The 21,527-nt window shown below is 69.6% G+C and carries 19 protein-coding genes and 2 pseudogenes; 18 read left to right on the top strand and 3 right to left on the bottom strand.

Annotation, left to right across the window (positions count from 1 at the left end; all coding sequences use genetic code 11):
• Window positions 1-46: 46 nt before the first annotated feature.
• Window positions 47-733 (bottom strand): SDR family oxidoreductase, encoded by a 687-nt coding sequence (locus OG507_RS02680; RefSeq protein WP_327365481.1) that lies wholly within the window; start codon window positions 731-733, stop codon window positions 47-49.
• Between the two features lie 91 nt (window positions 734-824).
• On the opposite strand from OG507_RS02680, the gene OG507_RS02675 reads away from it, so the two are divergent.
• The 4 genes and pseudogenes from OG507_RS02675 (at window position 825) to OG507_RS02660 (ending at window position 3,618) form a co-directional block, all read left to right on the top strand.
• Entirely contained in the window at window positions 825-1,385 is a 561-nt protein-coding gene (locus OG507_RS02675) for a TetR/AcrR family transcriptional regulator (protein ID WP_327365480.1), read from the top strand.
• A 164-nt stretch (window positions 1,386-1,549) separates the two neighbouring features.
• Window positions 1,550-1,654 (top strand): annotated as a pseudogene (locus tag OG507_RS02670) (ABC transporter ATP-binding protein); the annotation flags it as partial.
• Window positions 1,644-2,507 carry an ABC transporter permease gene (locus tag OG507_RS02665; RefSeq protein WP_327365479.1) on the top strand — a complete coding sequence of 288 codons (864 nt, stop codon included), beginning with the start codon at window positions 1,644-1,646 and terminating at the stop codon, window positions 2,505-2,507. The pseudogene OG507_RS02670 and the gene OG507_RS02665, both read left to right, overlap by 11 nt.
• A gap of 69 nt (window positions 2,508-2,576) precedes the next feature.
• Window positions 2,577-3,618, top strand: a pseudogene (locus tag OG507_RS02660) (ABC transporter substrate-binding protein).
• Window positions 3,619-3,673: 55 nt separating this feature from the next.
• Here the strand turns inward: OG507_RS02660 and OG507_RS02655 are convergent.
• Window positions 3,674-4,978: a hypothetical protein gene (locus OG507_RS02655; protein ID WP_327365478.1), complete on the bottom strand. Its 1,305-nt coding sequence runs from the start codon at window positions 4,976-4,978 to the stop codon at window positions 3,674-3,676.
• On the bottom strand, window positions 4,975-6,945 hold the full coding sequence (locus tag OG507_RS02650; protein ID WP_442810931.1) for a transglycosylase domain-containing protein: 1,971 nt from the start codon (window positions 6,943-6,945) through the stop codon (window positions 4,975-4,977). The genes OG507_RS02655 and OG507_RS02650 overlap by 4 nt, the downstream gene beginning before the upstream one ends.
• Window positions 6,946-7,547: 602 nt before the next feature.
• On the opposite strand from OG507_RS02650, the gene OG507_RS02645 reads away from it, so the two are divergent.
• The 14 genes from OG507_RS02645 to hypD all read left to right on the top strand — a co-directional run bounded on the left by OG507_RS02645 (window position 7,548) and on the right by hypD (window position 21,518).
• A complete protein-coding gene (locus tag OG507_RS02645) occupies window positions 7,548-9,359 on the top strand; it encodes a hydrogenase maturation protein (protein WP_327365475.1) in 1,812 nt (603 codons plus the stop codon).
• Window positions 9,360-9,407: 48 nt separating this feature from the next.
• Window positions 9,408-10,487, top strand: a complete 1,080-nt coding sequence (locus tag OG507_RS02640) for a hydrogenase expression protein HypE (protein WP_327365474.1) — start codon at window positions 9,408-9,410, stop codon at window positions 10,485-10,487.
• A gap of 83 nt (window positions 10,488-10,570) precedes the next feature.
• A complete protein-coding gene (locus tag OG507_RS02635) occupies window positions 10,571-12,355 on the top strand; it encodes a nickel-dependent hydrogenase large subunit (RefSeq protein ID WP_327365473.1) in 1,785 nt (594 codons plus the stop codon).
• Entirely contained in the window at window positions 12,352-12,927 is a 576-nt protein-coding gene (locus OG507_RS02630) for a hypothetical protein (RefSeq protein ID WP_327365472.1), read from the top strand. The genes OG507_RS02635 and OG507_RS02630 overlap by 4 nt, the downstream gene beginning before the upstream one ends.
• Complete coding sequence (locus tag OG507_RS02625) at window positions 12,924-13,565, top strand: DUF5947 family protein (RefSeq protein WP_327365471.1); 642 nt, start codon at window positions 12,924-12,926, stop codon at window positions 13,563-13,565. Before OG507_RS02630 ends, OG507_RS02625 begins: the two co-directional genes overlap by 4 nt.
• Entirely contained in the window at window positions 13,562-14,263 is a 702-nt protein-coding gene (locus OG507_RS02620) for a DUF6084 family protein (protein ID WP_327365470.1), read from the top strand. The genes OG507_RS02625 and OG507_RS02620 overlap by 4 nt, the downstream gene beginning before the upstream one ends.
• Window positions 14,260-15,687 carry a hypothetical protein gene (locus OG507_RS02615; protein ID WP_327365469.1) on the top strand — a complete coding sequence of 476 codons (1,428 nt, stop codon included), beginning with the start codon at window positions 14,260-14,262 and terminating at the stop codon, window positions 15,685-15,687. The genes OG507_RS02620 and OG507_RS02615 overlap by 4 nt, the downstream gene beginning before the upstream one ends.
• Complete coding sequence (locus tag OG507_RS02610) at window positions 15,684-16,232, top strand: hydrogenase maturation protease (protein WP_327365468.1); 549 nt, start codon at window positions 15,684-15,686, stop codon at window positions 16,230-16,232. Before OG507_RS02615 ends, OG507_RS02610 begins: the two co-directional genes overlap by 4 nt.
• Window positions 16,233-16,248: 16 nt before the next feature.
• Complete coding sequence (locus tag OG507_RS40310) at window positions 16,249-16,353, top strand: DUF6893 family small protein (protein ID WP_442810930.1); 105 nt, start codon at window positions 16,249-16,251, stop codon at window positions 16,351-16,353.
• Window positions 16,354-16,476: 123 nt separating this feature from the next.
• Window positions 16,477-16,869: a hydrogenase maturation nickel metallochaperone HypA gene (gene hypA / locus OG507_RS02605; protein ID WP_327365467.1), complete on the top strand. Its 393-nt coding sequence runs from the start codon at window positions 16,477-16,479 to the stop codon at window positions 16,867-16,869.
• 3 nt (window positions 16,870-16,872) lie between these two features.
• Window positions 16,873-17,631: a hydrogenase nickel incorporation protein HypB gene (hypB, locus tag OG507_RS02600; RefSeq protein WP_327365466.1), complete on the top strand. Its 759-nt coding sequence runs from the start codon at window positions 16,873-16,875 to the stop codon at window positions 17,629-17,631.
• Entirely contained in the window at window positions 17,628-20,045 is a 2,418-nt protein-coding gene (gene hypF / locus OG507_RS02595) for a carbamoyltransferase HypF (RefSeq protein ID WP_327365465.1), read from the top strand. Before hypB ends, hypF begins: the two co-directional genes overlap by 4 nt.
• 28 nt (window positions 20,046-20,073) lie before the next feature.
• Window positions 20,074-20,394: a HypC/HybG/HupF family hydrogenase formation chaperone gene (locus tag OG507_RS02590; RefSeq protein ID WP_327365464.1), complete on the top strand. Its 321-nt coding sequence runs from the start codon at window positions 20,074-20,076 to the stop codon at window positions 20,392-20,394.
• Complete coding sequence (gene hypD / locus OG507_RS02585) at window positions 20,391-21,518, top strand: hydrogenase formation protein HypD (RefSeq protein ID WP_327365463.1); 1,128 nt, start codon at window positions 20,391-20,393, stop codon at window positions 21,516-21,518. Before OG507_RS02590 ends, hypD begins: the two co-directional genes overlap by 4 nt.
• Window positions 21,519-21,527: the final 9 nt, after the last annotated feature.

The following is a 21,527-nucleotide window of genomic DNA, read 5'->3' as shown; positions in this document are numbered from 1 at the left end:
TGGATCTCCGGTGCTTGTGGGGGGGTGTCGCTTCGAGGGTCGCGGGTCAGGCGGCGGTCGGTGCCGTGGCCAGGTTCAACCTGACTTGCCGGGTGACCTCGTCGGCGAGGACTTCGGGGAGACCCTTTTCGAGCCCGTCGAGTGCCTGGGCGGCGACCGCGGCGGGGCTGATCTTCTGATCGGCGGGGACATGGCGGGCCATGTCGGTATCCATGTATCCGACGTGCAGAGCCGTGACCGCGATACCGCGCGGTGCCAGCTCCTCGCGGATCGAGTCCGTCAGGGACCATGCGGCGGCCTTGGAGGCGGAGTAGGCGCCGAAACCGGCCGGGTGCACCCATGACAGCACCGACAGGACGTTGAGGATGGAGCCGCCGCCGTTGCCCTCGATGACCGGTGCGAAGGCCCGGGCCACCGCGAGCGGTCCGAAGTAGTTCGTCTCCATGTCCTGCCGCACTTCATCCAGGTCGCCCCCGATCAGCGGGGTGGGGGTGAAGATCCCGGCGTTGTTCACCAGCACCGTCGCATCAGAGGCGATACGGGCGGCGGCCCGGATGGAGTCCGCGTCGGCGAGATCCAGGCGCAGTGGGATCGCGCCGTCCACGTCCACGCTCTCGGGACGGCGCGCGGCCGCGTACACCTTCGCTCCACGCTCCAGAAGCTGCACGGCCAGCTGGCGGCCCAGCCCTCGGTTGCCACCGGTGACCACTGCGACAGCGTCCTTGAGGTCCATTGTTTTCTCCCAGGCAGAATTAGATGTCGTTAATAATCTAAGCACGGCCTAGAATAGATGGCAACCGTCATCCATTGGAGGAGGTGGCCCGATGGGCCGCGTATCACAGGCTCAGGCACAGGAGAACCGGAAGCGGGTCGTGGCCACCGCCTCGCGGCTGTTCCGTGACCAGGGCACCGGCGTCAGCGTCGCCGACCTCATGAAGGCGGCCGGACTGACCCACGGCGGCTTCTACAAGCAGTTCGACTCCAAAGAGGACCTCATCGACGAGGCCACCGCCCACGCCTTCGATGAACAGACTCAGGGGCGCTCGGCTGGATTCGATGGGAACGACGAGCAGCGCGATGCCGCCCAGCGGGCCCTGATCGACTACTACCTCTCCGCCCGGCACCGCGACAACGCCGCAGGAGGCTGCGCCGCTGCCGGGCTCGCCGTCGACATGGCACGCGACCCCGGCAACGCTGTCGCCCACCGCGCCTACGCCGAAGGGGTGAGCGACTTCGCGAGCTGGCTGGCCACGGACGACGAGGACGGCATCGCCCGGCTCTGCACCATGGTCGGCGCGTTGATCCTCGCCCGCGCGACCAAGGAGTACCCCCTGTCCGACGAGATCCTCGCCGCCGCACGCGCGGCCCTGTCGGACGGCCACTGACCACATCATCCCGACCGGTACGAGCCGGATCGTGCCGCTTGCGGTCTGCGTGCCCTGGCGGAGTGCTGTGAGCGCGTGCACCGGCCAACTGCTGTGCGGGCGCCCGCTAGCCCCGTGGCGCATTCGTTGTCGCAGCACGAGCAGAACGAGCAGAACCGTAGCAGGTGCGCCTGGAGCCCCGGTTCATCGAGATCTACCGGGAGATCTGGTCCTCGCTCGGCGAAGAGGTCCGCATCACCCGCGAGAGGGGTGCCCTCGATGCCGCCTGACACCATTACCGCGAAGGCCGCCGTCACCAGGACCGAACGCACCCGGGCCAGGGCGCGGGCGGCCCGGAACCGCAAGTACCTGGTGCTCGGCAGCCGGGTCGCCGTGCTCATCGCCGTCATCGGGCTGTGGGAGTGGCTGGCCCGCACCGCGGTCATCGACCCGTTCAACTTCTCCATGCCGTCGAAGATCTGGGACCAGATCCGCACCTGGGTCGTCGACGGCACCGCCCAGGGCTCCCTGTGGGAGCAGATCTGGTACACGCTCTACGAGGCGCTGCTCGGCTGGGTCATCGGTGTGCTCGGCGGTGTGCTGCTCGGCATCGCGCTGGGACGGGTGCGCTTCGCCGCCGATGTGCTCGGCCCGTACATCAAGGTGCTCAACGCCCTGCCGCGTATCGTGCTCGCCCCGATCTTCCTCATCTGGTTCGGCCTCGGCCCGGCCTCGAAGGTCGCCTCCGCGGTCGTCCTCGTGTTCTTCCCCGTCTTCTTCAACGCCTTCCAGGGAGCCAGGGAGGTCGACCGCAATCTCGTCGCCAACTCCCGCATCCTGGGCGCCAGCAACCGACAGGTGACCCTGCAGGTGGTCATCCCCTCCGCCACGTCGTGGATCTTCACCAGCCTGCACGTCAGCTTCGGCTTCGCGCTCATCGGCGCCATCGTCGGCGAGTACATCGGTGCCACGAAGGGGCTCGGACTGCTGGTCGCCGCCTCCCAGGGCACGTTCAACGCCGCCGGTGTCTACGCGGCGATGGTCATCCTCGCCGTTGTCGCGCTGCTCGCCGAGGGCCTGCTGACCTTCCTCGAAAAGCGGCTCTTCCGCTGGAAGCCGGCCGAGGCCGACACCGCCCGCTGACGCCCAACCCACTCCGCCCCTCCCCGCACTCCGCACACCCGACTGTTTCTTCACAAGGACGTGAATCAGATGCGTACATCCACCCGGATCTCGGCCGTCGCCGTCGCGAGCGCGCTCGCCCTGACCAGCCTGACCGCCTGCGGCGGCGACTCCACCTCGGCCTCCGGTGGCAAGAACGACAAGGTCAAGATCATGGTCGGGGGCCTGGACAAGGTCATCTACCTGCCCGCGATGCTGACCGAGCGGCTCGGCTACTTCAAGGAGGAGGGGGTGTCGGTCCAGCTCCTGACCGAGCCCGCGGGTGTCCAGGCCGAGACGGCGCTCGTCTCCGGGGACGTCCAGGGCACGGTGGGCTTCTACGACCACACCCTCGATCTTCAGGTGAAGGGCAAGCACGTCGAGTCGGTCGTCCAGTTCTCCCAGGCTCCCGGCGAGGTGGAGATCGTCTCCAACCAGGCGGCGGGAGACATCGGTTCGGCGAAGGACTTCAAGGGCAAGAAGCTCGGAGTGACGGGCCTCGGCTCCTCGACCGACTTCCTGACGAAGTACCTCGCGGTGAGCAACGACGTGAAGACCAGCGAGTTCACGCCCGTGGCCGTCGGGGCGGGGCAGACGTTCATCTCCGCGCTCCAGCAGGGTTCCATCCAGGGCAGCATGACCACCGATCCGACGGTCGCCACCATCCTGGACAAGAAGCTCGGCAGGATCCTCATCGACATGCGGACCCCCGAGGGCTCCAAGCAGGCGCTCGGCGGGCTCTACCCGTCCTCCAGCCTCTACATGCAGACCGAGTGGGTCAACAGCCACAAGGAGACCGTCCAGAAGCTGGCCAACGCCTTCGTCAGGACGCTGAAGTGGATGTCCACGCACAGCGCCGACGAGATCGCCGCGAAGATGCCCGCCGACTACGCCCAGGGCGGCGGCAAGGCCCTCTACGCACAGGCCATCAAGAGCACGCTGCCCATCCATGTTCACCACGGACGGCGTCATGCCCGCAGATGGCCCCGCGACGGTCGAGCGGGTCCTGAAGGCCTTCAATCCGAACCTGCAGAACGCCGAGGTGGATCTCGCCAAGACGTACACCACCGAGTTCGTCGAGAAGGCGAACTGACCGCGGGCGCAGAGGACGCCCGCACGCAGCGAACCCGTCCGGCTCGACGCCCCGCCTACTGCTTCCAGTCCGGTGGCTGGGCGGGGTCGAGCGTCCGCCACTGGGCGAGGACCTCGGGGTCCTGTGCGTCGAGCCAGTCGGTCAGTTCGCGGAAGGAGACACAGCGCACCTCCTTGCGCGGACAGATCTCCCGCATCGTCTCCTCGGCGGCATCCATGTAGATCCCGCCGTTCCAGTCCTCGAAGTGGTTCCCGATGAACAGCGGTGCGCGGCTGCCGTTGAACACCCGCTCGAATCCGGCGACATAGGAATCGCGTGCCTCCTCGCGCCACGTCCGGTACTGCGCGGGGTCGCCCTCGGTGCTGCCTTCCGACTGGTTGTAGAGGAAGTTGAAATCCATGGACAGCACCTGGAAGTCCTTGCCCGGGAACGGCAGCATCTGCAGCGGGAGGTTCCAGACGCCGTTCTTCCTGGACGGCCAGATCTGGAAGTCTCCCGGGGAGCTGGCGTCGTAACGCCAGCCGAATGGCTTGGTCGCCGGCAACAGGGTCTTCTGGCCTTCGAGACAGGGCGCCCGGCCGCCGACGACCTCACGGGTGGGGTCGAAGGGCAGCGGATCGAGGTCCTTGAAGCCGGTGTTCGTCTTCCAGTTCTGCACGAAGGAGTAGAACTGGCTGATCTCGCTGATCCACTCGTTCGTGCTCCAGTCCCCGCCGCCCTTCTTCTCGCAGAAGTGGCCGTTGAAGTGGGACCCGATCTCGTTGCCCTCCCGCCAGGCGTCACCGAGCTGTTCCAGCGTCATGCGGATGTGTTCGCGCGTCGGGTACGAGATCGCTGCCGCTCCGGCCTTGTGCTGGGGCGGCTCGTAGAGGTTCCTCTTCTCCTTCGGCAGCAGATAGATACCGGTGAGGAAGAACGTCATGTGCGCCTTGCTCTCCTTCGCCGCGCGGCGGAAGCGCGAGAACATGTGATCGTCGCCCTCCAGCGCACCGTCCCACGAGAACACCACGAACTGTGGAGGCTTCTCACCCGGCTTGAGCCGCTCGGCCTTCAACTGGCCCGGCTGCGGCCCGGTGTAGGACGTGGAGCCGTCCCCGAGAATCCGGACCTTCCCGTCCCACGTCTCCTCGACCGGCTTTTCTCCGTCGCTCCCGCGATGCTTTTGCGCGGTGGGCGTCGGTGCGGCGACGGTGTTCGTGCCCCGTCGCGGGGTGCGGCCGTCCGACGAGTCCTCGGACGACAGCGGGATGAGTGCCGCGGAACCCGACGCCACCAAGCAGGCCGCGAGCCCCAGGACCATACGCGGCGTCATGCGGGCCCGTATCCGGTGAACAGCGGTCTTGATTCTGATCTCTGTCACTTCGTCATGGCTTCCGTGTACGTGTTCCAGATCCGGGACGGGAGCTTCCGGCCGGCCGCCGAGCCGCCGCCCAGCCCCTTGAGCGGCAGCGGCGCGAGGGACTTCGCCAGGTCCATGCGGTATACGACGACGGCCGTGGACGCGGCCCGGTCGTAGCCGACGTACCAGCGTGCGGTGTCGTCCTCGGTGGTTCCGGCCTTCGCCGCGACCGGTGAGGCGGAGGTGGCGGCGCCCTGACCGGTGGGCCGGGCCAGCGCTGCGGTGACCGCGTCGGCCACGGCGGACCGCACGGCGCGCTTCGCCCGCGGCAGATCCAGCCGGACCGGCTCGCCGTTGTGTGTGACCTTGCCTACCGAGTACGGATCGGTGTGCATGCCGTGGGCCGCGAACATGCCGTACGCATCGGCCATGCGTATGGCGCTCGGAGTCGAGTTGCCCATCGAGAACGCGGGGACGGGCGGACCGAAGCTGGACGGGAGGAGCCCGGATGCCTCGGCCGTACGGCGGACCTGCTTCAGTCCCGCATCCATGCCGAGCTGGAGGAAGGGGGAGTCCGCGGCCTTCGCCATGGCGTCATGGAGGCTGATGCGGCCGTAGGACCGGTCGCCGTCGTTGTGACCCTTGACCGTCTTGCCGCTGCGGTCCCAGTAGGGGCCTTCGGGCGTCCTGACGGGAATGCCGTCGTCGGCGTCGTACACGGTCGAGGGCGTGACCACGGTGCGGGGGCCGTTGCGCCTGCGTGCGACGCCGTACTCCAGGGCGGCGGCATAGACGAACGGCGTGAACGCCGAACCGGCCGGGACCGTACCCGCGTTGGACTCGTCGAAGGCCTGCCGCTCGAAGTCCGGACCGCCGTACACGGCGAGAATCCGGCCGTCCGGGGCAACGGACGAGGCCCCGAACCGCACATGGCGATCGGCCTTGCGCCGCTCGGGATCGAGCGTGTCGCGCGCATCCTGCACGGCCCGGGCGAGAGCGGTCATCCGCGGTTTCTCGAACGTCGTGTAGATCTGGTAGCCGCCGAGGTCGAAGCGTGCGTCGGAGATGTGCCCGGCACGCTTGGCGTACGACTCGGCCAGCTGGACGAGGTAGCCGTCCTGCCCGGCCGTGCTGTTCGGCCTGTGCGGCGGCTTCGGTTCGGGAAAGGTGGTGTACCGGGCGCGCTCGGCCGGGCTCAGCCTGCCGATCTGCACCATGCGGTCCAGCGTCCACCGCCAGCGTTCGACGGCGCGTTCACGGTTGCGGGGGCTGACGGCGGGATCGTAGAGCGAGGCCCCCTTGAGCAGGGACGCGAGGAACGCGCCCTCGCTCGCGTCGAGTTGGGTGACCTCCTTGCCGTAATAGGCCTGGGCCGCGCGCTGGAGACCGTAGGTACCCCGGCCGAACCAGCTGGTGTTCAGATACTCCTCAAGGATCTTGTCCTTGCTCACGTGGCGGTCGAGTTTGACCGCGAGCAGCATCTCGGTGAACTTGCGGGAGAAGGACTGGTCCTGCGAGAGGTAGACGTTCTTGACGTACTGCTGGGTGATGGTCGAGCCGCCCTGGGTGTCTCCCTCGCCGGCCGTGCGCCACAGGGCCCGGGTGATCCCCTGCGCCGATATGCCGTGGTCCGAGTAGAAGTCGGCGTTTTCGGCCGCCAGTACGGCCCATCGCACATCGTCGGGAATCTTCGACAGTGGCATCTCCTGACGGCTCACCCAGCCCGTACGGGCCAGGGGAGTGCCGTCGGCCCAGTAGTAGACGGTGTCCTGCTGGGTGGCGAACGCGTTGAGGTCCTCGGGTATGTCCGTCCGTGCGTAGGCGATGGTCACCACGGCCGTGAGCGTCGCGGTGAAGGTCAGGAACGAGCCCGCGGCCAGCCGCCACGAGGGCACCCATCTTCGCAGGCCGTGTCGTCCCGTGCGCGGGTAGTCCGGTCTGCGCGGCAGGCGCAGGCGCGTGCGCTTCATCTGTTTCAGACGTCTCATCTGTTTCAGAGGTCCGGGCCCGGGGAGTAACGCGGCCCGGGCGGCATGCGCCGTTCTGCTGAATATGTTGTGCAGTGTCATTCCGTCCAGCCATGACAGGCCGGGCCGGCCGCAGACTACGACCGTGCCCGTACACGTGTAGTGGTCATCGCTCGTCCCGGCTGCCGCGCACCGCCCCGGCCGCCCTTTTGGGGCCCTGGGTGGTGCGGACGGCGACCATGCGGTCAGCCCTCGCCGTCTCCAGCACAGCAAAGGCCAAAGCATCACCGAGAGTTGCCTTGCGAAGTCACGCAAAGATAACAGGCCGCCGGGGCGGGTCGTGCCGTACGGAGTCGAATGGGCTTGAGCCGATGGGAAGTTGGGCCCGGAAGGCGGATCGGTCCTGAGTCGACTTGCCCCTCGGTGCGGTCCTGGCCGGTCCGTTCCGGGATGGTCTGCCCCGGTCCGGTCCGCCGACCGGGCGGGGCCCGTCGCCGTGGTTCCACTGACTGGTCGCCGATGTGTTCGCTTTCGGGTGACTTAACGGCCGTTCGCCGGTGGAGGCCCGCCCGCGTACCCCACCATCGCAAGCAGCCAGATCTGCCCGGCGTTGGGAGATTGTCGTGCACATCCTGCTCGTGGCGAGCGCGTTCAACAGCCTCACTCAGCGTGTTCACGCCGAACTGAGGGATCGTGGCCACACCGTGGCGGTGGAACTCGCAACCCCGCAGGCGCCCGAGCGCGACGCGTCGCTCCGCAGGGCTGTGCGCGAGTTCGCGCCCGACCTCATCCTGGCCCCGTTGCTGAAGACCGCCATTCCCCGGGACGTGTGGACGGCGCACACCTGCCTCGTCGTCCACCCGGGGCCTCCGGGCGACCGCGGGCCCTCGTCCCTCGACTGGGCCATCCACGACGGCGCGGACACATGGGGGGTGACCGTCCTGCAGGCCGGCGAAGAGATGGACGCCGGGGACATCTGGGCGTCGGCCACCTTCTCGGTGCCTGTGGCGGGCAAGAGCGATCTGTACCGCAACGAGGTCTCTGACGCGGCACTGCGGGCCGTACACCTCGCCGTCGAGCGCTGTGCGTCCGGTACGTACGTCCCTCGTCCGCAGACCGCCGGGGACCAGGAGTTGCGCATCCGCACCCGGCCGTACCTCCGCCAGGAGCACCGACGCATCGACTGGGATTCGGACTCGACGGAGACGGTCCTGCGCAAGCTGCGCGCCGCCGACTCCCAGCCCGGCGTGCGCGACGAACTGCTCGGGGAAGAATGGTTTCTGCACGGGGGACACCCGGAACACGAACTGTGCGGACGGCCGGGCGAGCTGGTGGCCGTACGGGCGGGGGCCGTCTGCCGGGCGACGACCGACGGCGCGGTATGGATCCCCGAGCTGCGCCCCCGTCGCAGACCGGGAGGGCCTGTCCCGTTCAAACTGCCCGCCGTGACGGCGCTCGCCGGGCGTCTGCCCGCGCTGCCGGAGCACCCTGCGCCGCTGTTCGACGGGGGGCACGGACGCGGCTGGAGCGACATCGGCTATCGAGAGGAGGGGCAGGCCGGCTTCCTCTCGTTCGACTTCCCCGGCGGTGCGATGAGCACGGCGCAGTGCCGACGCCTGCTGGACGCCTACCGGCTGGCCTGCCGGCGGCCCACCTCGGTGCTGGTCCTGGGCGGCACCCGGGACTTCTTCTCCAACGGCATCCACCTGAACGTCATCGAGGCCGCAGCCGATCCCGCCGAGGAGTCCTGGGCCAATATCAACGCCATGGACGACCTCGTGGAGGCCGTACTGACCACCACCGACCGGCTGGTGGTCGCCGCCGTGGGCGGCAACGCGGCCGCGGGCGGGATGATGCTCGCCCTTGCCGCGGACGAGGTCTGGTGCAGGTCGGGGGCGGTGCTGAACCCGCACTACCGCCTGATGGGGCTGTACGGCTCCGAGTACTGGACGTACACGTTGCCGCGCCGGGTGGGGGACGCGGTCGCGAAGCGGCTCACCGGCGAGGCGCTGCCGGTGAGCGCCGAGACCGCCGAGCGGCTCGGCCTGGCCGACCGGACGCTCGACTGCGACGCCCGGTCGTTCGCGGGCGAGGCCGCCCGGCTCGCGGCGCGGCTCGCCGCGTCGCCCGCGACAGGGGCACGGATCGCGGCGAAGAAGGGCGAACGGGACCGAGACGAGACCTACAGACCCCTGGCCGAATACCGGGAGCAGGAGCTGGCCGAGATGCGGCGGACCTTCTTCGATCCCCGGTCGTCCTACCACGCGCTGCGGCGTGCGTTCGTGCACAAGGATCCCCCGTCGGGCCGCCCCGGGCACCTCGCCGCGGCGGCCCGCAGAACCGCGGGAGGCCCGCCCGCCGAGGGGCCCGACGTCACCGCACTGGCGGCGCACCATGCCGTACCCGGGCCGAGCGCTTGCTATCAAGAACGGTGAGGGTCGATATGTCGGCCTTCGTGTGTCTCTTTCCAGGGAGGCATCCTCATGGATGCAGCAACGTCGAACACGGTGGACGCACCTGCCGCGGCCACCGCAGAAGAGTCCCCGATCCACATCCTCTGGATCAACGCGGGGCTGAGCTGTGACGGCGACTCGGTGGCCCTGACGGCCGCGATGCAGCCGAGCATCGAGGAGATCGTGACCGGTGCGCTGCCCGGTCTGCCCAGGATCGAGGTCCACTGGCCGCTGATCGACTTCGAATGCGGTCCGGTGGGCGGCGCGGACACGTTCATCGAGTGGTTCTTCAAGGGCGAGCGCGGCGAGATCGATCCCTTCGTGCTGGTCGTCGAGGGTTCCATCCCGAACGAGACGATCAAGCCGGAGGGGTACTGGTGCGGCTTCGGCGACAACCCGGAGACCGGTCAGCCGATCACCACCAGCGAATGGATCGACCGGCTGGCGCCCAAGGCCCTGGCCGTCGTCGCCATCGGGACCTGTGCCACCTACGGCGGCATCCACGCGATGGCCGGCAACCCGACCGGTGCCATGGGCCTGCCCGACTATCTCGGCTGGGACTGGAAGTCGAAGGCCGGCATCCCGATCGTGTGCGTGCCGGGCTGCCCGATCCAGCCGGACAACTTCTCCGAGACCCTGACCTACCTGCTGTACCAGGCGGCGGGATCCGCTCCGATGATCCCGCTGGACGACAAGCTCCGTCCGACCTGGCTGTTCGGCGCCACCGTGCACGAGGGATGCGACCGGGCCGGCTACTACGAGCAGGGTGAGTTCGCCCAGACCTACGACTCGCCCAAGTGCCTGGTCAAGCTCGGCTGCTGGGGCCCCGTCGTCAAGTGCAACGTACCCAAACGCGGCTGGATGAACGGCATCGGAGGCTGCCCCAACGTCGGCGGCATCTGCATCGCCTGCACCATGCCGGGCTTCCCCGACAAGTTCATGCCGTTCATGGACGAGCCGCCCGGCGCCAAGCTCTCCAGCACCGCGAGCGGGGCGTACGGGGCGGTCATCCGCCGGCTCCGGACGATCACGGCGAAGACCGTGGACAAGGAGCCGAAGTGGCGGCACAAGAGGGACCGGCTGACCACCGGCTACCGGCCCCCGTGGTGAACAGACCCGGGACACCGACCGCTTTCCACACCTTCCGGTGACGTTTTCACCTCACGCTTCTCAGAAGGGCTACGGCACACACGATGGCACCGACAACGAAGGCGGCCGGCGACGGCAGCGGCCTGGTGGAGATGGCCTGGGACCCGATCACCCGGATCGTGGGAAGTCTCGGCATCCATACGAAGATCGACTTCAAGCAGAAGCGGGTCGCGGAGTGCTACAGCACCTCGTCGGTCTTCCGCGGCTACAGCGTCTTCATGCGGGGCAAGGACCCACGGGACGCCCACTTCATCACCAGCCGCATCTGCGGGATCTGCGGCGACAACCACGCCACATGCTCCGTGTACGCGCAGAACATGGCGTACGGGGTGAAGCCGCCGCACCTCGGTGAGTGGATCATCAACCTCGGCGAGTCCGCGGAGTACATGTTCGACCACAACATCTTCCAGGAGAACCTGGTCGGGGTCGACTACTGCGAAAAGATGGTCCGCGAGACCAACCCCGGTGTCCTGGAACTCGCCGAGCGCACCGAGGCGCCGCACGCCGGGGAACACGGATACCGCACGATCGCCGACATCATGCGCTCGCTCAACCCCATCGAGGGCGAGTTCTACCGCGAGGCCCTCCAGGTGAGCCGCTACACGCGGGAGATGTTCTGCCTGATGGAGGGGCGACATGTGCACCCCTCCACGCTCTACCCGGGCGGTGTGGGCACGGTCGCCTCCGTCCAGCTCTTCACGGACTACCTCAGCCGCCTCATGCGCTACGTCGAGTTCATGAAGCGGGTCGTGCCCCTGCACGACGACCTGTTCGACTTCTTCTACGAGGCCCTGCCCGGGTACGAGGAGGTCGGGCGCCGACGTGTGCTGCTCGGCTGCTGGGGAGCGCTCAACGACCCCGAGCACTGCGACTTCACGTACGCCAACATGAGCGACTGGGGACGAAGGATGTTCGTCACCCCCGGTGTGATCGTGGACGGCAAACTGGTCACCAACGACCTGACCGAGATCAACCTCGGCATCCGCATCCTGCTCGGCAGTTCGTACTACGACGACTGGCAGGGCAAGGAGCAGTTCGTCACCCATGACCCGCTCGGCAATCCGGTCGACCCCCGCCACCCGTGGAACCAGCACACGATCCCCGCGCCGCAGAAGCGGAACTTCGACGACAAGTACAGCTGGGTGATGTCGCCGCGCTGGTTCGACGGCAAGGACCACCTGGCCCTGGACACCGGCGGCGGCCCCATCGCCCGGCTGTGGTCCACCGCCCTGTCCGGACTCGTCGACGTCGGCTACGTCAAGGCCACCGGCCACAGCGTCGTCATCAACCTGCCGCGCACGATGACCAAGCCCGAGACCACCTTCGAGTGGAAGATCCCGAAGTGGAGCAACGCGCTGGAACGCAACCGCGCCCGCACCTACTTCCAGGCGTACGCGGCCGCGATCGCGCTGCACTGCGCCGAGAAGGGCCTCGAAGAGGTCCGCGCCGGACGCACCCAGACCTGGGAGAAGTTCGACGTCCCGGACGAGAGCATCGGCGTCGGATTCACCGAGGCCGTACGCGGAGTGCTGTCGCACCACATGGTGATCAGGGACGGCAAGATCGCCAACTACCACCCCTACCCGCCCACTCCGTGGAACGCCAGCACCAGGGACACCTACGGAACTCCCGGGCCATACGAGGACGCCGTGCAGAACACGCCGATCTTCGAGGAGAACCCGCCGGACAACTTCAAGGGCATCGACATCATGCGCGCCGTGCGCAGCTTCGACCCCTGTCTGCCGTGCGGCGTCCACATGTACGTCGGCGGAGGGAAGACCGTGCAGAAGATGCACGTCCCCACCGGGCTGAGCGGACTGGGCGGATGAGCGCAGCGGTGAAGGCGCTCGATGCGGAGCAGGCCGGCCGGCGCATCGAGGAAGTGCTGGAGCAGCTGTCGGCAGCCGGTGATCCCAAGGCCTCCGCGACGGCCGAGGAACTGGTACGGGTCCTGATGGACTTCTACGGCGCCGGGCTGGCCCGGATCCTAGACGTGCTCCGGACCGCACCGGGCCGCGAAACCGGTGACACCCTGGAAGAACTCCTGGGCGACGACCTCGTGTCGAGCCTGCTGGTCCTGCACGACCTGCACCCCGAGGACACCGGCGCACGCATCGGGCGGGCCCTCGCCGCGGTGCGTGACCCCGTGGAGGTGGTGGCCTTCGACGAGGTCACGGGCACCCTGCGCCTGCGGACCACCGGCACCGGCGGCTGCGGGTGCACCGGCGAGTCGGCGGCACAGAAATCCATCGAGAACGCCCTGGCCTGCTTCGCACCCGAGGTGACCACGGTCGAGATGGAGTCCGCCACCGCCACCCCGGAACCGGCACTCCTCCAGATCGGCACCCGCCCCCCGCAGCACGCGGCAACCGCCCGGCCGACCCCGGCCAGGACACCGTGAGCGCGCCCGCCTCGGGCGTACACGCGCTGCGGCGGTTCGCGGGACCCCGCGAACCCCGGCAGGAGCGCTGCGAACTCTGCGGCGCGCCCGTGACCGAGGGCGGCCACAGGCACCTGGTGGACATTGAGCAGCGTGCGCTCGCGTGCGCCTGCACCCCGTGCGCCCTGCTCTTCGAACGGCCCGGCGCCGCCCACGGCAGGTTCCTGAGCGTCCCCGACCGCTACCTCGTCGACCGCGACCACCGGCTCGACGACAACGCGTGGGAGCTCCTGCAGATCCCGGTCAGCGTCGCCTTCTTCTTCCGCAACGCCGCACTGGACCGGCTCGTGGCGCTCTACCCGAGCCCCGCCGGAGCCACCGAGAGCGAACTCGATCCCGCCACCTGGCAGACGGTCCTCGGCACCAGCCGCCTGTCCCAACTGCTCGAACCCGATGTGGAAGCACTGCTGTTGCGCCGCTCCGAGGGCCGGGCCCAGTGCTATCTCGTACCGATCGACATCTGCTACGAGCTGGTGGGACGCATGCGCCTGCTGTGGCAGGGCTTCGACGGCGGAGCCGAGGCCCGTGCCGATCTGCAGGCCTTCTTCGAACACATCGAACGCCGGGCCGGGGCAGCAGAGGAGGAGCGGCGGCCATGACGGAATTCACCTTCACCTGCACCGGCGTACGCGCCGACCCGTACGCCGCCGGCCCCACCCTCGTCTTCCGGCTGCGCATCACCGCGTCCGGAGAAACGCCGGTGCACGCACTCGCGCTGCGCTGTCAGATCCGCATCGAACCGGCCCGGCGCGGCTACGAACCCGCCGAGGCCGCAGGCCTGACGGATCTGTTCACAGAGCGCTCACGCTGGGGCAGCACCCTCCAGCCCCTGCAGTTCGCCCAGGTCCCGGTCATGGTCCCGGCGTTCACCGGGGCGACCGAGACCGACGTCGTCGTGCCCTGCACCTATGACCTGGAGATCGCCGCGACACGGTACGCGAACGCGTTGACGGACGGTGAGGTGCCGCTCCTGATGCTCTTCTCCGGCACCGCCTTCACCGGCAGTGCGGGCTTCCGGGTCGAACCGGTGCCCTGGGACCTGGAGGCACCCTTCCGGATGCCGGTCGCGGTGTGGAAGGAGATGGTCGACCAGCACTTTCCCGGGTGCGGCTGGATCCGCCTTCCCCGCGACACCATGAACGACCTGATCGCATTCCGCTCACGGCACGCACTGCCCTCCTGGGAGGCGACCGTCCGGGCGCTCATCGACGCGGCCGGGACCAAGGCCCTCCTGCCGCCGGACCGGGCACGCGCAGACGCCGGGCTCGCCGGACTCGCCGAGAGGACGGCGCAATGACCGCATCCGCGCTCACCCCCGCACTGGAATCCCGTTTCGCCGCCGCCCGCGGCGTGGCCGACGCCGTCCTCTTCGAGGGCTACGTCCTGTACCCGTACCGCGCGTCCGCGGCCAAGAACCGGCTCCGCTGGCAGTTCGGGGTGCTCGTCCCGCCCGCCTGGACGGCAGCCGCCGACGAGCACGACTTCCAGCACACCGAGTGCCTCATGGAGCCGAAGTCCGACGCGAATCTCGCGGCCGAGGTGCGCTTCCTGCACGCCCAGCGGCGCACCGTGCAGCAGCTCTGCGAGGACGGCACCTTCGAGACCGTCCCCGAACTCCACCTCACCGACCGGGTCCTGGTCCCCTGGGACGAGGGCGCGGAGGAACGCGTCGAAGCGCTCGTCACCGTGGCCGGGCTCACCGGCGACGGAGTCGTCGTACCTTTCACGCGCCCGGCACGCCAGGAGTACGAAACCGTCCGCGACGACGAGGGCCGGACCGTGGGCCGCCTGGTGCGCCGCTGCGAGGAGATCAGTGGCGCCGTGCGGCTGTCCGCCACCGAACTCGACGGCCCCTACCGGGCGATGCGGCTCACCGCCGTCGTGGAGAACACCAGCACATGGACACCGGACGCCGATGACGCCGACCGCGACGCCGCGCTGCCCAGGTCACTGGTGGCCACCCACCTCCTTCTGGGCCTGAGCGCAGGCTCGTTCCTGTCGATGACGGATCCTCCCGAGTGGGCCAGGGGCGCGGTCGCGGGCTGCCGGAACCTGCACACCTGGCCCGTACTCGCCGGGGAGCCGGGCCGCGCGGACCTGGTGCTCTCGTCCCCGATCATCCTCGAGGACCACCCGGCCATCGCTCCGGAGAGCCCCGGAGCACTGTACGACTCCACGGAGATCGACGAGATCCTCGCCCTGCGCACGGCCGCCCTGACGGACCAGGAGAAGCGCGAGGCCCGCGGAACGGACGAACGCGCGGCCGCCGTGATCGACATGGCCGACTCGATGCCCCCCGAGGTCCTGGAGCGGCTTCACGGCGCCGTACGGGCCCTGCGGGAGGTCACCGGACCGGGCACGCGGGCGGACGCCGTGCCGGAAGGACCCGACGCAGACGACCCGATCCTGCCGGACCAGCCGTGGTGGGATCCGGCGAGCGACGGCAGCGCCGACCCGGCGCGCGACCGGATCCTGGTGGACGGCCGTTCGGTGGGCGCGGGCAGTCGCGTACTCCTGCGTCCCGGCCTGCGCCGCACCGACGCCCAGGATCTCTTTCTGCGCGGCCGCAGCGCACTGGTCGAGGCGGTGCTCCACGACGTGGACGGCGGAGTGCACCTCGCGGTCACCGTGGAGGGCGATCCGGGCGCCGACATCCGGCGCGAGCAGGGCCGGTTCCTGTACTTCCAGCCCGACGAGGTCGCCCCTCTGGAGGACGCATGACACCGCCCCGCGCACAGAGAGCGACGACTCTGGTCGCGGGCGTCGGGAACATCTTCCTCGGCGACGACGGCTTCGGTGTCGAGACCGTACGACGTCTGGCCTCGGGCCCCCTGCCCGGCCATGTCGAAGCGGTGGACATCGGAGTGCGCGGCGTCCACCTCGCCTACCAGCTCCTCGACGGCTACGACACGCTGATCCTGGTCGATGCCACCCGACGCGGCGGCGACCCCGGAACGCTGTATCTGATCGAGCCCGGCCGGCCAGGCCGTACCGAGCCGCAGGAACCCCTGCTCGACGGCCACCGCATGACCCCGGACGCGGTCCTGACCCTGCTGGAGACCCTGTGCGCCGGGACGGGCTGTGTCCCCCCGCGGCGCACGCTGGTCGTCGGCTGCGAACCCGACCGCGTCGACGAGGGCATCGGCCTGAGCGGTCCCGTGGCCGCTGCCGTACCGGAGGCCGTGAACATGGTCCTGCGCCTGGTGCAGGACGACGAACCCACCGCGCCCACCGAGCCGTCGGCGGCCCGCCCGGCCATGAACTGAGGAGACGAACACCGTCATGAAGAAGATCGTCATCGGCGGCGTGGCCGCCCTTGCGCTCGGCGCTCTCGTGGTACGGCTGCTGCCCGACATCAAGCGCTACGTGCGCATCCGGTGCATGTGAAGGCACCCGAAGCCCTCCGGATCCGGGGCTGCACCGAATGACGTACCTGCCGAGTCCCGTCGGCGAGCCAGCCGGGCAGCGGGTGCGACCGCCGGTGTAATGGCGCGGGCAGGACGGAGACCCATGCACGAGATGTCCATCGCCATGGCCGTCGTCGGCCAGGTGGAAGAAGCGGCCCGGGCGGGCGACGCCGTCGCCGTCACGTCCGTCCGGCTCCGGATCGGCGAGCTGGCCGGAGTGGTCCCCGACGCACTGTCCTTCTGCTTCGAACTGGCCTGCGCAGGGACCGTCCTGGAAGGCGCGGAGCTTGTCGTCGACTCCGTACGGGCGAGAGCCCGCTGCGCGCCCTGTGCGGACGAATGGGCGGTCGGAATGCCACCGCAGCTGTGCTGCCCCCTGTGCGGCGGGGCAACCGCTGAGCTGCTCTCGGGCCGCGAACTGCAGATCGCCGAAGTCCGCTGGGACGACCGCCGCGCGCAGAGCCGTATCCGTGAACCGATTTCCGAGGAGCGCTGAACCATGTGCCGTGTGGTCGATCTCCAGCAGGCGGTACTCGCGAAGAACGACACGACAGCGCATCGCCTGCGCACCGAACTCGCCGCCCGCGGCACCGCGGTCGTCAACCTGCTCTCCAGCCCGGGCAGCGGCAAGACGGCACTGCTCGAACGCGAACTGGTCCTGGCCCGGGAGACGGGCGTCCCCGTCGCCGCTCTGACCGCCGACCTGGCCACCGAGAACGACGCCATGCGCCTGGCCCGCTCCGGCGTCCCGGTCAAGCAGGTGCTCACCGACGGGCTCTGCCATCTGGAGGCGCAGATGCTGGGCGGGCACCTCGACGGATGGCTGCCCGAGGACACCCGGCTGCTGTTCGTGGAGAACGTCGGCAATCTGGTCTGCCCGGCCTCGTACGACCTCGGTGAAACGCTGCGGGTCGTCCTCGCCTCGGTCACCGAGGGCGAGGACAAACCGCTGAAGTACCCCACCGCCTTCGGGCTCGCGCACCTGGTGCTCGTCACCAAGACGGACATCGCCGAGGCCGTGGAGTTCGACGAGGCAGCGTTCCGCGCCCATGTCGAGCAGGTCAATCCCGGCGTGGAGGTCCAGCTCATCTCCGCCCGGCGCGGTGACGGGGTCGGGGCACTTCTGGAACGGGCGCTGGACGCCGCGAACGGAGCCCCGGTCCACCGCCCCGTCATGGCCGGGCGGCACCACACCACGCACACCCATACGCACGGGGGGACGGTCGCGCCCGGCGCCATGGCACAGCACCGCGCGTGACGACGCCAGGCACCGGCCCGGCGACGGACGAGCCGGCACAGCGCCGCCGGGTGACCGTCCGCGGCATCGTCCAAGGCGTCGGATTCCGGCCCTACTTGTACACACGCGCCCACGCGATGGGCCTGGCGGGACACGTCACCAACACCCCCGAAGGGGTCGTCGCGGAAGTCGAGGGCCCTCCGGCTGCCGTGGCCCTGTTCTGCGAAGGGATCGCCGCCGACGCGCCGCCCATGGCCGTCCTCGATTCCGTCGAGCACCGGGAGGTCCCCGCCGCGGGCGGTGCCGGTTTCACCATCGTCGCCTCCCGGACCGGCGGGCCCTCCCGCACCCTGGTCCCCCCGGATGCGGCCACCTGCGCCGACTGCCTTGCCGAGCTGGCCGACCCCGCGGACCGCCGCCACCGGCACCCCTTCATCACCTGCACCAACTGCGGGCCACGGTTCACCATCGTGACCGGGCTGCCGTACGACCGCGAACACACCACCATGGCCGGTTTCCCCATGTGCCCCGACTGCGCACGTGAGTACGCGGACCCCGCGGACCGCCGCTTCCACGCCCAGCCGATCGCCTGCCTCAGATGCGGGCCTCGCCTCGAACTGCTGGCGGCACACCCCGATCCCGACCGGCCCCCACGACGCGTCACCGCGAAGGGCCCCGTCGCCGAGGCCCGCGGACTTCTGTCCGGCGGCGCGATCCTCGCCGTCAAGGGGCTCGGCGGATACCACCTCGCCTGCAACGCGACCAGCAACCGCGCCGTGGCCGAACTGCGCCGCCGGAAGGCCCGTGGCGACAAGCCGTTCGCCCTGATGGCCCGGGAGATCGGCGACATCGAACACCTCGTCCATATCGGTGCCGAGGAGAGGGCCCTGCTCACCGGCGCCGCCCGCCCGATCGTCCTGCTGAGGCGCCGCGGCCGGGCCGTCCGCGCGCCGGGCGACCCGGTGGACAGCGTCGCCCCGGGCAGCCCCGACCTCGGCGTCATGCTCGCCTACACCCCTCTGCACCATCTGCTCCTCGGCCTGCCCGGCGACCCGGCCGGGCCACACCTGCTCGTCATGACCAGCGGAAACGTGGCAGGGGAGCCGATCGTCACCGACGACGCCGAAGCACTGGAGCGGCTCGCCCGCCTGGCCGACGCCTGGCTGACCCACGACCGCCCGATCCATGTGCCGTGCGACGACTCCGTCGTACGCGTCTGCGACGGGGAACCGCTGACCGTACGCCGCTCGCGCGGATACGCCCCCCGGCCCGTGGAACTGCCCTTCCCCGTGCCCGCGATCCTCGCCGCGGGAGGCGACCTCAAGAACGCCCTGTGCCTGGCCCGGGGCCGCAGAGCCTGGCTGTCCGCCCACATCGGCGACATGGACGACCTCGCCACCCAACACGCCTTCGAGCACGCCGCACAACAGCTGAAGACCCTCACCGGGGTGCGACCCGGCGTCCTGGCCGTCGACAGGCATCCCGGATACCGCTCGGGACAGCTGGCCCGCCGTCTGGCCGGTGAACGGCCCGTCGTACGCGTACAGCACCATCACGCCCACATCGCCGCGGCGATGGCCGAACACGGCCTGGACGGCAGTCGGCGGGTGATCGGCGTCGCGTTCGACGGCACCGGCTACGGCGACGACGGGGCCGTGTGGGGCGGGGAGTTCCTGCTGGCGGACTACGACGGGTACCACCGCTTCGGGCACCTGGCGTACGTCCCTCTGCCGGGCGGCGACGCCGCCGTACACCGTCCCTACCGCATGGCCCTGGCGCATCTGTACGCGGCAGGAATCGGCCGCGCACGGGACCTGCCGTGCGTGGCGGCCTGCCCGCCCGAGGAACTGGGGCCGCTGGAGAGGCAGTTGGAGCGCGACCTCCACTGTGTCCCCACCTCCAGCATGGGCCGGCTGTTCGACGCGGTCTCCTCCCTCGCGGGCGTCTGCCACCGGGCCGGATACGAGGCCCAGGCCGCCATCGAACTCGAAGCCGCCGCGCTCGGGACGCCCGATGAGGACAGCGCCGGATACGGCTTCGCCCTGCGCGCCCCCGCACCGGACGGCGCCGGCCCACTGATCGCCGACCCCGGGCCCGTGCTGTCCGCGGTGGTCGACGATCTGCGCGCGGGCGCCGCGCCGGGAGTCATCGCTGCCCGTTTCCACGCGGCGGTAGCCGTCCTCGTACGCAGCACCTGCGTGCTCGCACGCGAGCAGCATGGCCTGGACACCGTGGCCCTGACCGGCGGGGTGTTCGCCAACACCCGGCTCTCCTCGGCCTGTGCCCGGACGCTCCGGGAGCACGGCTTCACCGTCCTGCGACACCACGGGGTCCCCCCGAACGACGGGGGGCTGGCCCTGGGGCAGGTGATGGTGGCCGCCCGCACGCTCAACGGCCGCACCGGTGCGGCGCGGGGGAGTGCGGCCATCCACTGACGGCGATCAACCACAGCAAGGAGAAACCATGTGCCTGGCGGTGCCCGGCAGAGTACTGGAAATCGAGGAACGGGACGGCACCCGCATGGCCACCGTCGATTTCGGCGGAGTGGTCAAGGAAGCATGCCTGGAGTATCTGCCGGACCTCCAGGTCGGCGAGTACGCCATCGTCCATGTCGGGTTCGCCCTGCAGAAACTGGACGAGGAGTCGGCCAGGCAGACGCTGGAACTGTTCGCCCAACTCGGCATGCTCCAGGAGGAGTTCGGGGATCCGTGGGAGATGGCGGCGGAGGCGGGCGGGCTGCCGCTGCCCGGCGCCGACGAGACATCGCAGGAGGCGCGGCCGTGAAGTACATCGACGAATTCCAGGACCCCGAACTGGCCCGCCGGCTGCTCGACGAGATCAGCTCCACCGTGACCAGACCGTGGGCGCTGATGGAGGTCTGCGGCGGGCAGACCCACACCATCATCCGGCACGGCATCGATCAACTGCTGCCGGAACAGGTGGAACTGATCCACGGTCCGGGCTGCCCTGTGTGCGTCACCCCGCTGGAAGTCATCGACAAGGCGCTGGCGATCGCATCACGCCCCGATGTGATCTTCTGCTCCTTCGGCGACATGCTCCGCGTCCCCGGCACCGGCAGGGATCTGTTCCGGGTCCGCAGCGAGGGCGGCGACGTACGGGTCGTCTACTCCCCGCTCGACGCGCTGAAGATCGCCCGGCAGAACCCGGACAGAGAAGTCGTGTTCTTCGGAATCGGCTTCGAAACCACCGCACCGCCCAACGCGATGACGGTCCATCAGGCACGCAGGCTCGGCATCCGCAACTTCAGCCTGCTGGTGTCGCATGTCCGGGTGCCACCGGCGATCGAGGCGATCATGCGGTCACCGGACTGCCGGGTGCAGGCATTCCTCGCCGCAGGGCATGTGTGCAGCGTGATGGGCGTGGGCGAGTATCCCGCGCTGGCCGAACGGTTCGGCGTCCCGATCGTGGTGACAGGATTTGAACCGCTGGACATCCTGGAAGGGGTACGCCGGACCGTGGCCCAGCTGGAACGCGGTGAACACAGGGTGGACAACGCCTACCCGCGCGCCGTGCGCCCCGAGGGCAACCCCGCCGCCCTGGCCATGCTGGAGGACGTCTTCGAGGTGACCGACCGGGCCTGGCGAGGCATCGGCGTGATCCCCGCCAGCGGCTGGCGGCTCTCCGCGCGCTACCGGGACTACGACGCCGAACACCGCTTCTGCGTGACCGGCATCGACACCTGTGAACCCGCGCAGTGCCGCAGCGGAGAGGTTCTGCAGGGCCTGCTGAAGCCCCACCAGTGCGAGGCGTTCGGCACCACCTGCACCCCACGGACGCCACTCGGAGCCACCATGGTCTCCAGCGAGGGCGCCTGCGCCGCCTACTACCTCTACCGGCGGCTGGACATCGACAAGAGCGCAGCTCTGGAGGCGAGCCCCGTTGGCTGAGACCGTCGA

This window comes from Streptomyces sp. NBC_01217, assembly GCF_035994185.1.
Lineage (GTDB): Bacteria > Actinomycetota > Actinomycetes > Streptomycetales > Streptomycetaceae > Streptomyces.
The sequence above is the reverse complement of the archived record's forward strand: the minus strand, read 5'-3'. Positions and strand labels throughout refer to the sequence as shown.

Coding starts and splice junctions, on each gene's coding strand:
- OG507_RS40310 (WP_442810930.1), top strand. CDS start 16,249: ATGAAGAAGATCGTCATCGGCGGCGTGGCCGCCCTTGCGCTCGGCGCT.
- OG507_RS02665 (WP_327365479.1), top strand. CDS start 1,644: ATGCCGCCTGACACCATTACCGCGAAGGCCGCCGTCACCAGGACCGAA.
- OG507_RS02675 (WP_327365480.1), top strand. CDS start 825: ATGGGCCGCGTATCACAGGCTCAGGCACAGGAGAACCGGAAGCGGGTC.
- OG507_RS02640 (WP_327365474.1), top strand. CDS start 9,408: ATGGATGCAGCAACGTCGAACACGGTGGACGCACCTGCCGCGGCCACC.
- OG507_RS02650 (WP_442810931.1), bottom strand. CDS start 6,945: ATGAGACGTCTGAAACAGATGAAGCGCACGCGCCTGCGCCTGCCGCGC.
- OG507_RS02590 (WP_327365464.1), top strand. CDS start 20,074: ATGTGCCTGGCGGTGCCCGGCAGAGTACTGGAAATCGAGGAACGGGAC.
- OG507_RS02620 (WP_327365470.1), top strand. CDS start 13,562: ATGACGGAATTCACCTTCACCTGCACCGGCGTACGCGCCGACCCGTAC.
- OG507_RS02635 (WP_327365473.1), top strand. CDS start 10,571: ATGGCACCGACAACGAAGGCGGCCGGCGACGGCAGCGGCCTGGTGGAG.
- OG507_RS02610 (WP_327365468.1), top strand. CDS start 15,684: ATGACACCGCCCCGCGCACAGAGAGCGACGACTCTGGTCGCGGGCGTC.
- OG507_RS02680 (WP_327365481.1), bottom strand. CDS start 733: ATGGACCTCAAGGACGCTGTCGCAGTGGTCACCGGTGGCAACCGAGGG.
- hypA (WP_327365467.1), top strand. CDS start 16,477: ATGCACGAGATGTCCATCGCCATGGCCGTCGTCGGCCAGGTGGAAGAA.
- OG507_RS02615 (WP_327365469.1), top strand. CDS start 14,260: ATGACCGCATCCGCGCTCACCCCCGCACTGGAATCCCGTTTCGCCGCC.
- OG507_RS02630 (WP_327365472.1), top strand. CDS start 12,352: ATGAGCGCAGCGGTGAAGGCGCTCGATGCGGAGCAGGCCGGCCGGCGC.
- hypB (WP_327365466.1), top strand. CDS start 16,873: ATGTGCCGTGTGGTCGATCTCCAGCAGGCGGTACTCGCGAAGAACGAC.